Here is a 12803-nt window from a genome sequence, read left to right on the forward strand (position 1 = left end):
AAGCCTTCTTATTCAGTGCGCGTTCCATGCGTTTTGGTGCGGCCGCCGTCGGTGCGAATGAGAGTGTGCTACCGTCATCAAGAACTCCATTGACCAACGGAAAGCCATGAGCGAGAAGGATCCGGACAAGGGCTATATCGCCCTGCTGGGCTGGTCTCTCGGCGCCATCGAGGCCGCCGAGCGTTTCGATCGCCGTTACATCGTCGTCGCGCCCGAGTGGGCCGAGGACTACTGCAAGCAGCACGATATCCCCTACATGGCGTGGAACTTCGAGCGGTTGAACGACCGTTCGCTGGAGATTGCCGAAAAACTGCGGGACGAAGGCGTCGATGCCGCCGTGCCGCTGTTCGAGGAGGTCGTCGAATGGGCCGGCGCGATCAACGCCGTGCTCATGGGCAACCCGCGCCTGCACGGCCAGGCCGTGCTGTTCCGCGACAAGGCGTTGATGAAGCGCCGCGCCCAGCTCGGCGGCATTCGCGTGGGCATCTTCGAGGAAGCCCACGAGAAGGACGACGTCTATCGTTTCTTCAAGCGCGTCAACCAGACGCTGCTCAAGCTCGACGGCGACGTCGACGATCCGATCCACCTCAAGGCCTTCGACAAGGCGGGTTGTCTCGGTCATCGGATGATCCGGACCGCCGAGGAGATCGAGCAGATCCCGGAGGCCGAGTATCCGCTGCTCATGGAAAGCCATCTCGACGGCTGGGAGTTCGCGGTCGAGGCCTGGATCTGGAACGGCGAGATCCAGTTCCTCAACATCTCCGAATACGTCACGCTCGGCTATTCGGTTTTCGTGCCGGCGACCCCCGAGCTGGAATCCTGGCGGGCCCTGATCACCAAGCAGATCGAACTGCTGATCGAGGCCTTCGACATCAAGTTCGGCCAGATCCATCCCGAGTACTTCGTGACCTCCGACGGCACCATGTACTTCGGCGAGGTCGCCTATCGGCCGCCGGGCTTCAAGGCCTTTGAGCTGATCGAGCGCGCCTACGGCTTCAACGCCTATCAGGCCTCGATGCTGGTGTTCGATCCCAAGACCACCGAGGACGAGGTGCGCAACTTCTTCCCCGAGCCGGTTACGGGGGCGAAGGGCTATGCCGGCTGCTTCGGCGTCTATCCGCGCAAGCGCGTGGTCAGCAAGCTCGCGATTCCCGAAGAGGTCGAGGAGCACGAGTACTTCGACTTCCACGAGTTGACGGAACCCCTGCAGGAGACCGTGACCAAGCGCAATGCCTTCGGCACCCACTGGGGCCTGATCTTCTATTTCGGCGACAACGCCCACCGCATGCGCGACTGGCTCAAGCGCAACGAGGAGCTGGACTTCTACCTCTGATCGGCGGCCACCCCGATAGCGAAACCCCGCTCCGGCTTCGGCCGGGCGGGGTTTTTTTGTGGCGCGAGAATCAGCGCGCGAGCGCGGCCAGGTTGTCGGCGTGGTACGCCGCGGCTTCGGTCACGGCGGCGCGGCCCGGATCGTTTGCAAGCACGTTGACCGCGGCGACAGGCGCGCTGCCGGCCAGGGCGCCGACGAGGGCATGGGTGCTGTCCGCGAGGGCCTGGGCGTTGTAGCCGCCTTCCAACACACAGACGAGCCGGCCCCCGCACAGCGAATCCGCCAGCGCGGCCATCTGCTGGGCGAGCACCGCATAGCCGGTGTCGTCCATCGCACAGGTCATATCCAGGTAGTGGCAGTCGAAACCGGCGGAGACCAGAATCAGGTCCGGGCGAAAAGCCTGGGCTGCGGGGTGGACGATCTGTTCGAATACGTCGATCAGCGTCGCGTTGCCGAAGCCCGGCGGCAGCGGCACATTGAGGTGGTAGCCGGTGGCGTCGCCGGCGCCGGTCTCCTCCAGGTGCCCGGTGCCCGGGTAGAAGGGCGCGGCGCAATGACTGTCGATCACCAGCACGCCGGGATCATCGTAGAAGATGTCCTGGGTGCCGTTGCCGTGGTGCATGTCCCAATCCCAGATCAGCACGCGCTCGTAGCCGAGCGCGGCGCGGGCATGCGCGGCGGTCACCGCGACGTTGTTGTACAGGCAAAAGCCCATCGCCTGGTCGGCCGGGGCGTGATGGCCCGGCGGACGAACGATGCAGAAGGCACGCTCTGCCTCGCCGCGGGCAATGGCTTCCAGAGCGCTGACGCCGGCACCGGCGGCCAGACGCGCCGCGGCGACACTGAACGGCGATACGGCGGTCGTGTCCTTGGCCAGCCAGCCGGATTCGCCTTCCAGACCTTCGATATAGGCGACATGCTGTGCGGTGTGCGCGCGCTCGAGCTCGGTGGGCGTGGCCGGCAGGGGCAGCGCCCAGCGGACGTTGTCCACCGCGGCCTTGAGCAGGCGATCGACGATCGCGGTCAGGCGTTCTGGGCGCTCCGGATGCGCATAGGACTCGAGCTGGGCGTCCGGGTACTGGATCGCGATCATCGCCTTGACCGCATCCGTCCACTCCGGATGCTCGGGGTCCCAGCCGTGTGGATTGTGCCCGAGCATGGCGTAGTCGTAATAGATCAGCAGCGGGTTGTTCATGCCTTGTCACCGGCGGCGTCGATGTCCACAGGTTGCTCGTCGTTCCAGGGCATGTCGGCGGCCCAGCTGTCGGCGATCCGCCGGCGCACGCGCGCCACGGCGTCCGCGGGTATCCGCGCCGGGTCGCCGGTCTCGCGTGTCTTGTAGTGAAAGACATAGACGCGCGCCAGGAACTGCTCGAAGGGCAGTGAGGACTCGCCTTCCAGTTCGCCGTGATCGTGGGTCGAGGTGACGATACCTTGTCCCCAGTTCTGCTCCTTGTCGCGATTCGGGTTGAAGAAGTAGACGCGCCATTCCCCGGCCGGATCGAAGGCCACGCGCTGGATCGATATCGCGTGCCAGCCCACCAGCGCCCCCTGATGGTTCGTCGTGGCGATGCCGCAGGGCTGGGCATAGACCAGATCCCGACCGCCGTTGTAGAGCGGATGATAGGCGGCGTGGAAATCGCGGATGAAATCGTCGCAGCGCGTCACCGTGCCGGTGGCCGTGTCGATCAGCTCGCCGAAGCCGCGATGCACCCACCAGCCGTGCAGCTCCGGGTTGACCCAGCGGTGACCGTCGCCGATGCGCCCGATCGTGTGGCGGCTCATCTCCATGTAGATGCGGTCGAGGTGCGGTGTCAGCAGCAGCGAGACCGGATCGAGTTCGGTATGCAGCTCCGTCGCCAGACCGAAGGTCAGCTCGCTGGCGCGGATGTTGAGGCCCTCGAACTGCAGGACGAGATCGTTCTCGCGGGCGGCGTAGGCGATCAGTTCGAGCAGATAACCGACATCGTTCTGGGCCCAAAGGCTGATCGCCCGGGCCGACTGGCATGTGGGGTTGAGCCCCTGATCCACGCCGCGCGGCTGGCCGAGCACCGACAGCGTGCCGGCGAGCAGGAGTACGTTGGCGTCCGGCGGATCCGTCCATTCGCTGGCCTCGCGCAGCGTGGCCGCCACCTCCGGATTGATCGCCAGCACCATCAGCCGGCGCAGGCCCGGCAGCACCGGCCGGATGAAGGTCATGCCCTGTTCCAGCAGCTTCGACAGACCGTAGATCGAGCGCGCGGTCTCGCGTCGGATCGCGAACTGGATCAGCTCCGAGATCAGCGTCTGATGGGCACCCAGACTCACCTTGCCGACGGCGTTGAGGGCGAGCGCCGGACCGACCAGCTCCGGCGCCCGGTCCACCAGATGGCACAGCAGATCGGCGTGCTGTGCGGACACCAGCCCGGTGCGCGCCATGGCATCGCCGAAGGTCTGGGCCTCCTCGGCGAGCGCGTTGGTATCCAGCGCGGCGAGCGCGGCGACATAGTCGTCGCGGCTGCCCGCCCGCGACAGACGGCTCGGCCCCTTCAGCGCGTGGATCCACGCCCGGGCCCGGGTGGCCGCGGCGTCGTCCTCGGGCAGCTCTGCGGTGGCCCGGTCGGCCGCGCGCAGCAGGGCCTCCGCCCGCTGGATCATGATCGGGCGCTGGAGCAGAACGCGCTCGACCTCGATGACCAGCGCGTTGAGGATCGTGGCCGCGCCGATGCGCTCGAGAATGAATTCGAACAGCGTGCGCACGCGCTCGCCGATCGCCGGATCCGCCTCGCGGGTTTCCTCCGTGGCGACCGGGAACAGCAGATCGAGGTTCGCGGCCAGCACCTGCTCGAGGAAACTGCGCGCACCGGCGGCATCCATCGACGCACTGCGGCATTCGCCCTGGGCGATCGCCAGCAGCCGCAGTTCGCTCAGACACTCCAGCGTGGCGTTGGCGCCGCCGGCGCGCAGCGTGCTGCCGGCCAGGCCCGGCTGGAGATCGGCCGGGTCGTACCAGTCACCGCCGAGGAACACCCCGGCGGCGTCGAAACGGCCGGCGTGAGCGTACAGCGCGGCGATGCCCGCGGGATCGCTCAGCAGCTTCCGCGCGCGGGCCAGCAGCTGGGACTGATGGTTGAACTTGGAGAAACGGGGCGCCGTCTCGAGGCGCTCGAGCGTCGCTTCGAAATCCTCGGTCAGTCTCGCGAACCGCGGCGTCTGTGAAGGGGTGGGCTCACCCAAGTACGACCTCCGGAGCCCGGCCTGCGCGTGCGCGGCGTGATGTCCGCACGCCGGTCATCGCACCGCGGTGTACCGTTCGGCACAGTCCGGCAAATGGGTTTCGGCGACATTAACACAACGGCTGCGTGGCCACGGCACCGTGCGCTGCCGGCTTGCGTCGACGCTGAGCCGCCTGCGGCCCCGGCATCCACCGGCGCTACGCCGGGGCTCGATCCATCCAGCGCAGCCAGCGTCGGATCAGGCGGACGCTCAGCCAGAGGGTGACGATCAGCCAGCCGGCGATGGCGACGAAGGCGGCCAGCATGAGGGTGCCGATGCCCAGTTCCGGCCAGGCGGCGGCCAGCGTCTCCATCGGGTGCGGGGCGTAGGCCATCGTGTTGAGCACGGTCATGGTGGTGTCGAGCAGTGTCGGGATCGCCAGCAGCGGGGCGATCAGCACCAGCAGCAGGGTGGCGGCGGACCACAGGTGATGGCGCATCAGCCAGCGGTGGTGGCCGGCGATCACCGGATCGGCGCCGCCGGTGGCCAGGCCGTGGGGGATGGCCAGCACGGCGATGACGGGTATGAGCACCACGCCGACCCCGACCCAGAGGGCGGCGAGCACGGCGGCGGCGGTGAGGTAGCCCAAGGTCACACCGGCGCCGCCGGCGCCGGCGGCCGGCCGCGGATGGTCGATATCGTTCATGGCGCCGGCATGGCCCGGTGTTCGGCGAAGGCGAGCACGCCGCGCACGATGCGGTAGACGAACCAGATCCAGAGCACGACATAGCCGACCAGGCCGATGCCGACGCCGGCCAGCACGAGGCAGACCAGCGACCAGAGCACCCCGAACCAGAAGGTGCGCATCAGCCAGCGGTGGTGCGTCCAGGCCACGCCGTCGCGCCGGTCGCCGATCTTGACGTGATTGATGATCACGCCCGCGATCGCGGTGACGCCGGCGAAGAACGCCAGACCGTAGAGAACGTAGGTCACCAGCAGCACGTTGCGCTCGATCTCGCTGCGCGTGGCCGGCGTGTTGTCGGGGTGATGGGCCATGGTCATGGGTGGGGCAGGGCAGTCAGTTTGCTAGAATCGGGCGTCAATCGCGTTCGAAAACGGTCGCCGGCTCATGCTTCAGCTGTTCACTCACCATCGCAGCGTCTCGGCGCACCGGGTGCGCATCGCGCTCAACTACAAGGGCGTGTCCTACAAGTCGATCCTCACGGATCTGGACCATGCCAGGGGCGATCGACTGTCGTACCTGAACGTGAATCCGCAGGGGCTCATCCCGGCGCTGTGGGCCGAGAACGATCTGGTGATATCCCAGTCGTCGGCCATTCTAGAATATCTCGAGGAGCGCTATCCTGAACGCCCGCTGATCCAAGGCGACATCGCCGAGCGCGCGCGCATCCGCTCCTTCGCCCAGATCGCGATCGCGGACACGCACCCGCTGAATAATCTGCGCGTGCTGCGCTATCTGCGCGACGCCATGGGCGTGCCCTATGACAAGCGCCGCGAATGGTTCGAGCACTGGATCCACAAGGCCTTCGGGCCGATGGAATCCATTCTCGCCGGCCACGCCCGCGAGCACGACGCGCACAGCTACTGCTTCGGCGAGCGGCCGAGCCTGGCGGACGTCTGTCTGGTGCCCCAGGTGTCGCTGGCCGAACGTTATCAGGTCGATCTGTCGGACTATCCGACCATCCGCCGCGTCTATCGCGCCTGCATGACCATGGCCGCCTTTCAGGCCGCGGACCCGGACACCCAGCCCGACACCCGCTGACCCGCGCCGGCCCGCCGCGCCGGGTGCGGGGCGGCGCCGCACGCCGCGGCGGAGGTTCACGCGCCGGTCGGGTCTTTTGTCGTCGGCGAAAGCGGGACGGCCCGGATACACAGCGCGTCGAGACGCGCGGCGGGCCGCCACCGTGCGGCGCAGCGCTAGAGAGGCGCGTGTCGTGCCGGCGGCCGCGTCCGCCCGACGCGCCGACGCGGCGTTGCAGCCCCTGCCGATGCGCCGCCATGATGCGGCGGAAGCACTGTGACGATACAGAACCAGGCGAAATAAGGTACTAATCGGGACGGACCGACAACCGGATGACGCGCGATGAACAGTACGGCGACCCTACTTGCGGATCTGCACGCCCGGGCGGTGGCGCATGACGAGGCCGGCGAGGCCGGCGCGTTCGTCGCCTTCGTCGATATCTGTTTCGACGGTATCGCCGCCGACACGCTCGCCGCGCGCTCGCCGGCCGCGCTGTTCGCCGCCGCGCGGCAGCAGTTCGAGCTGCTGGCCCGGCCGCGGCGGCACGGCGAGTTCCGGATCGCGGTGGAGCCGCTGACCGACGGCGACGGCCGCTGCGACACCGCGCTGATGACGGTCATCGACGACATGCCGTTTCTGGTCGACACCCTCGGCATGGCCGTGCGCGAGACCGGCGCCGAGATCGACTGGATGATCCACCCCGTGGTGCGGGTCGCCCGCGACGCCGACGGCCGGCTGGCGGGTCCGCCGAGTCACGCGGGCGCCAACGAGCACGCTGACGACGAATCCGTCATCCGCATCGAGTTCGCCGCGCCCGCCGGGCTGGACGTGGCCGCACTGGAGGCCCGCATCCGCGCCAGCCTCGACGACCTGGCGCGGGTGGTGGCCGACTGGCATCCGATGCGTCGCCAGCTTCAGCGCGTGATGGCGGATCTGGACACCGCACCGAGTGGCGTGGACCCCGACGAATGCGCCGAGACCCAGGCCTTTCTGCGCTGGGTCGCCGACGATCACTTCACCTTTCTCGGCTACCGCTGCCGCGAGGTCGTGGCCACCGGCGGCGACGCCGACAGCATGGTCGACGTGCCCGACAGCAGTCTCGGCCTGCTGCGCGAGGATCGCCCCGGCATCGACCCGGACGGCTATGTCGCCCCGGCGGCGATGATGGACAAGTACAGCCAGTCGGGGCGGGTGCTGGTGGTGACCAAGGCCAACGCGCGCGCCTGGATCCACCACCCGGAGACCATGGACGTCATCGCGATCAAGCGCTTCGACGAGACCGGCAACGTCGTCGGCGCGCATCGCTTTCTGGGGCTGTTCTCGGGCGAGGCCTACGCCGCCAGCCCGCGCCATATTCCGCTGCTGCGCCAGAAGGTGCGCCATGTGATGACGCGGGCCGCGCTGCGTCCGGGCTCGCATGCGGCCAAGAGCCTGCGCTACATCCTCGAGACCTTCCCGCGCGACGAGCTGTTCCAGTCCTCCGAGGACGAGCTCTACGACACGGTCATCGGCGTGCTCGGCATGCGCGAGACCGAGCGCCTGCGCCTGTTCCTGCGCCGCGATCGCTACGAGCGCTTTCATTCCTGCATCGTCTACCTGCCGCGCGAACGCTACACCGTCGAACTGCGCGACCGCATCGTGCGCGAACTCGAGCGCCGTCTGAACGGCAGCGCCCAGGAGACCGACGCCCAGTTCCTGCGCGGTGCGGTAGTGCGCGTGCACTGTCAGATCGCCACCGACGGCCCGGTCGACGGCGGCATCGACGCCCGCAGTCTCGAAGCCGACCTGATCGCCGCCACCCGCGACTGGAGCGATCGCTTCGCCGCCGCCGCCCGCGATGCGGGCACGCTCATGCCCGCCTACGCCCAGGCCTTCGACATCGGCTATCGCGAGCGCTTCGACGCCGAGGCCGCGGTCGCCGACGCGCGCCTGCTGGCCGGGCTCGACGCCGAGGCGCCGCCGGTGCTGCGTTTCGTGGGGCTCACGCGGGACGGCGACGTGGCGCTCAAGCTCTACGGCGGCGGCTCGGAGATGACGCTGTCGCGGGTGCTGCCGATCCTCGAGAACTTCGGCCTGTCCGTGCACACCCAGCGGCCGTATGCCGTGGCTCGCCCCGGGCACGACCGCCAGTGGATCCACGAATACGAGGCCGAGCATCCGGAGGCCGAATGCCTGGCCGCCGGCGAGCGCGCGGACTACGTCGCCGAAGCGTTCGCCGACATCGTCGCCGGCCGCGCCGAGGACGACGGCCTCAACCGGCTGGTGATCGCCGCCGGTCTGGCGCCGCGCCAGGTCGTGCTGGTGCGCACGGTCACGCGCTATCTGCTGCAGACCGAGCTGCCGTTCTCGCCGGTCTACGTGCAGATGCAGCTGGCCGCCCACGCCGAACTGGTGGCCGACCTGGTGGCCCTGTTCGAGCAGCGCTTCGACCCCGACGGCGCCGCTGAGCGGGTCTCGGAGGACGATATCCTCGCCGCGCTCGACGCCGTGGCCAGCCTCGACGCCGACCGCGTGCTGCGCGCCTTCCACGGCGTCGTCACGGCGACCCTGCGCAGCAACTATTTCCAGCGCGACGCCGACGGCCGGTCCAAGCCCTACGTCAGCATCAAGCTGGACCCGCACCGGGTGCCGGAACTGCCGCGCCCGGTGCCGATGTTCGAGGCCTTCGTCTACGCCCCCGAGGTCGAGGGCGTGCACCTGCGCGGCGGTCCGGTCGCCCGTGGCGGGCTGCGCTGGTCCGACCGGCGCGAGGATTTCCGCACCGAGGTGCTGGGCCTGATGAAGGCGCAGATGGTCAAGAACGCGGTAATCGTGCCGGTCGGCGCCAAGGGCGGTTTCGTGCTCAAGGACACGCCCGCCGAGGAGACGCGCGAGGCCCGCCAGGCGCGCGGCATCGCCGGCTACAAGATCTTCATCCGCGGCCTGCTGGACATCACCGACAATCGGGTGGGCGACGCCGTCGAGCCGCCGCCGCGGGTGGTGCGCCTGGACGCGGACGACCCCTATCTGGTGGTCGCCGCCGACAAGGGCACGGCCACCTTCTCGGACATCGCCAACGGCCTGTCGCAGGAATACGGCTTCTGGCTGGACGACGCCTTCGCCTCCGGCGGGTCCGCCGGCTACGACCACAAGGTCATGGGCATCACCGCCCGCGGCGCCTGGGAGGGCGTCAAGCGCCACTTCCGCGAGCTCGGCCGCGACATCCAGCGCGAGCCGTTCACGGTGGTCGGCATCGGCGACATGGCCGGCGACGTCTTCGGCAACGGCATGCTGCTCTCGGAGCAGATCCGCCTGGTCGCGGCCTTCAACCACCGCCACATCTTCATCGACCCGGATCCCGATCCGGCGGCCACCTTCGCCGAGCGCAAGCGCCTGTTCGAGGCGGCCGGCGCGGCCTGGAGCGACTACGACCCGGCGCTGATCTCGGCCGGCGGCGGCGTCTACGAGCGCAGCGCCAAGACCATCGAGCTCTCGTCCGAGGCGCGGGCCGCGCTGGCGATAGACGACCGGCGCCTGACGCCGAACGCGCTCATCCGCGAGATCCTGCGGGCGCCGGTGGACCTGCTCTGGAACGGTGGTATCGGCACTTACGTCAAGGCGCGCACCGAGTCGCACGCCGATGTCGGCGACCGCGCCAACGACAGCGTGCGCCTGGACGGCCGCGAGCTGCGCGCCCGGGTCGTGGGCGAGGGCGGCAACCTCGGCCTGACCCAGGCCGGGCGTATCGAGTACGCCCTGGCCGGCGGCTATCTCAACACCGACGCCATCGACAACTCCGGCGGCGTGGATTCCTCCGATCTGGAGGTCAACATCAAGATCGCGCTGGGCGCGGTCGAGGCCGCCGGCCGGCTCGACCGGGACGACCGCAACGCACTGCTGGCGGAGATGACCCCGGACGTGGTCGAGCTGGTGCTGCGCACCAACTATCTGCAGACCCAGCAGATCAGCCTCATGGCCGCGGACAGCATCACCCGCTTCGACGAGCAGGTGAGCTACATGCGCACGCTGGAGCGCGACGGCGTACTCGATCGGCGCCTCGAGCGGCTGCCCGACGACGAGGCGATCGAAGAGCGCCTGCGTAGCCGTCAGGGGCTGACCCGGCCGGAGCTCGCGGTACTGGTCTCCTACGCCAAGATCGCCGTGGCCGAGGCGGTCGTCGCCGGTGATCTCCCGGACGATCCGTGGCTGGAACGCACGCTCGCCGACGGCTTTCCCGCGGCGCTGGCCGAGCGCCACCCCGACGCCGTGACCGGCCATCGGCTCAAGCGCGAGCTGATCACCACGCTGGTGACCAACCAGATGGTGGATCGGCTGGGCATCGCCACCGCCCACCGGCTGCCGGCCGGTTTCGGCAGCCGCATGGACGCGGCGGTGCGGGCCTATCTGCTGGCCGACGCCTGGCTGGACGGCGAAGCCCTGTTCCACGATATCGAGGCACTGGACAACCGCCTGCCCACGGAACAGCAGTACGCCCTGCACAAGATCGTCATCGGGCTGCTCAAGCACGTCATGAGCTGGTGGCTGGCCACGCCGGAGATCGACGGCGACATGGCCACGCTGATCGAGCGCTTCGGCGCCGACGCCCGCCGGCTGCTCGCGGATCTGCCGCAATTCCTCGCCGGCAGCTACCACGCGCACTGGCAGGCCGACTTCGAGGCCTGGACCGAGGCCGGCCTCGACGAGGCGCTGGCCGCCCGCATCGCCAGCGCGGACGCCGGCGGCGGCGTGCTCGACGTGGTTTCGCTGGCCGAGGGCCGCGGCCGCGACGTGGGCGAGGTCGCGAGCATCTACTACGCCGTCGGCGACGAGCTCGGCGTCGCCTGGCTGCAGGATGCGATCCACGACCTCGGCGCGGACGGCCGCTGGGCCGCGCTCGCCCGGGCCGGGCTGCGCGGCGACAGTTACCGCATCCACCAGCAGATCGCCGCCCAGGTGCTCGACATGCCGGGGCCGACACCGCTGGACGACTGGCGCGAGGCCCACCGCCGCACCATCGAATACGTCGCCGCGCGCATGGCCGAACTGCAGGCGATCGACCGCCCGGGTCACGCCCACCTGACCGTGGCCGTGCGCGATCTGGCGCGTCTGACCACCGCCCGGCCGACGAGTCTGGGCGGCGCCGTCTGAACGACACGCTCGCGCGCGCGTGTGCCCGGGCGGAGCGCCGGCCCGGGCAGGCCGCCGCACTGCTATTCGCCGCCGGGTTCGGCGTCCAGTTCGTCGCCGCGCTGGCGGCGGGCGATGTCCGCTTGTTCAGCGGCTTCAACGCCCTGCATTTTCACGTCGACTACGTGGCCCACGGCTTCGTGCGCCGTGGCCTGGTCGGCACGCTGCTGTCGCCGTTGCCCGACCCCGTGCGCGGCATCGCGGCGCTGGCGTTCGGCGTCGCCGTGGCCGCCGGCCTGATCGCGGTGATGACCCGGATGCTGCGCACGGCCCGCGCGTGTCTGGCCCCGGCCGATGCCCGCGGGCTGACTGCGCTCGTCGTCGCCTCGCCGGCGACCTTTCTCGCCTTCGGCTACGATTTCGCCCGCTACGACCAGCTTAACCTGCTGCTGGCGGCAGCCGCCGTGTGGCTCGTTCGTCGCCAGCGGGTCTGGGCCGCCGCCGCGGTCTGCGTGCTCGCGCTGCTGGTTCACGAAGCGTTTCTGTTCTACGGCGTGCCGCTGGTGCTGGCTGCGGCCGGGGCGGCGGCCCACGCGTCGGACGCGGCGCCGGCCGCGCAGTTCCGCCGCGCGCTGACGCGAGGCGCGCCGGTGCTGGTCGCCTGCGTGCCGACGGTCGCGGTCATCATGGTGTTCGGCCGCTACGAGCCGGGCCACGACGCGCTCGCCGCGAGTCTGGCCGAACATCTGACGCCGGCCAATCGCAACGCCCTGTTCGTCTGGCTGCGGGATTCGGATGCCGCGGCGGGCTATGTTGCCGGCCGCCTGGGGCAGGGGCTGTTCTCGCCGCTCGAGGTGGGCCTGCTGATGGCCACCGTCGGGGGTATCGTCGCGGCGTTCGTGGCCACGTACCGCGCCAACGCGCGTCGTCTCGATCTGTGGGCGCTCGTGCCGCTGGGCGTGCTGCCGCTGTTCGCGGTGGGCGTGGACTATGCGCGCTGGCTGGGGGTCGCCTGGATGCTGGCGCTGGCCGTGGTGGTGCTGCAGGTGCGCGACGGCCGTTTCACGCGGCTGCCGCGGGGGCTGTCCGGGCGCTGGCCGTGGCTGCTGGCGCTCGCGGGCCCGCTGGGTACGGTCGGCGGCCTGCCGCTGCTGCGGCTGGTCTTCGGCTAGGGCCCGCTAACACCTCATATGAGCACCGCGTTGGAGAGCTCAAATCGTGTTCTGCAAGGCGCGAGTCGCCGATCGTGGCGAGCCACGATCCAGACTGGCAACGCCGCAGCGCGCCCATGGTTGTTTCATGAGCGGCCCAACCCTTCGGGCCAGGCGCTATCGTGCAGCAATCCAGCGTTGTCGCACGCTGGTGCAGAACGACTGCGCGGCGCGCACGACGCCTCGTCTTCCCGCC

General features: G+C 69.5%; 8 protein-coding genes. 4 read left to right on the top strand and 4 right to left on the bottom strand.

The annotated features are described in order from the left end of the window. Positions 1-106: 106 nt before the first annotated feature. Entirely contained in the window at positions 107-1333 is a 1227-nt protein-coding gene (locus tag SAOR_RS14215) for an ATP-grasp domain-containing protein (RefSeq protein ID WP_123632008.1), read from the top strand. A 70-nt stretch (positions 1334-1403) separates the two neighbouring features. Here SAOR_RS14215 and SAOR_RS14220 read toward each other — a convergent pair whose 3' ends face one another. The 4 genes from SAOR_RS14220 to SAOR_RS14235 all read right to left on the bottom strand — a co-directional run bounded on the left by SAOR_RS14220 (position 1404) and on the right by SAOR_RS14235 (position 5590). Next, the gene (locus tag SAOR_RS14220) at positions 1404-2528 is read right to left on the bottom strand and encodes a histone deacetylase family protein (protein ID WP_123632009.1); all 1125 of its coding nucleotides are present in this window, start codon (positions 2526-2528) and stop codon (positions 1404-1406) included. Continuing rightward, positions 2525-4549, bottom strand: a complete 2025-nt coding sequence (locus SAOR_RS14225; protein WP_123632010.1) for a hypothetical protein — start codon at positions 4547-4549, stop codon at positions 2525-2527. The genes SAOR_RS14220 and SAOR_RS14225 overlap by 4 nt, the downstream gene beginning before the upstream one ends. Before the next feature lie 196 nt (positions 4550-4745). Then, on the bottom strand, positions 4746-5234 hold the full coding sequence (locus tag SAOR_RS14230; RefSeq protein WP_123591885.1) for a hypothetical protein: 489 nt from the start codon (positions 5232-5234) through the stop codon (positions 4746-4748). Then, the gene (locus tag SAOR_RS14235) at positions 5231-5590 is read right to left on the bottom strand and encodes a DUF4870 family protein (protein ID WP_123591884.1); all 360 of its coding nucleotides are present in this window, start codon (positions 5588-5590) and stop codon (positions 5231-5233) included. The genes SAOR_RS14230 and SAOR_RS14235 overlap by 4 nt, the downstream gene beginning before the upstream one ends. 67 nt (positions 5591-5657) lie before the next feature. On the opposite strand from SAOR_RS14235, the gene maiA reads away from it, so the two are divergent. The 3 genes from maiA to SAOR_RS14250 all read left to right on the top strand — a co-directional run bounded on the left by maiA (position 5658) and on the right by SAOR_RS14250 (position 12568). Further along, entirely contained in the window at positions 5658-6311 is a 654-nt protein-coding gene (gene maiA / locus SAOR_RS14240; protein WP_123632011.1) for a maleylacetoacetate isomerase, read from the top strand. 321 nt (positions 6312-6632) lie between these two features. Then, positions 6633-11417, top strand: coding sequence for an NAD-glutamate dehydrogenase (locus tag SAOR_RS14245; RefSeq protein WP_123632012.1), 4785 nt, complete (start codon positions 6633-6635; stop codon positions 11415-11417). A gap of 122 nt (positions 11418-11539) precedes the next feature. Next, on the top strand, positions 11540-12568 hold the full coding sequence (locus tag SAOR_RS14250; protein WP_123632013.1) for a hypothetical protein: 1029 nt from the start codon (positions 11540-11542) through the stop codon (positions 12566-12568). Positions 12569-12803: the final 235 nt, after the last annotated feature.

The organism is Salinisphaera orenii subsp. orenii MK-B5 (assembly GCF_003788635.1).
Lineage (GTDB): Bacteria > Pseudomonadota > Gammaproteobacteria > Nevskiales > Salinisphaeraceae > Salinisphaera > Salinisphaera orenii.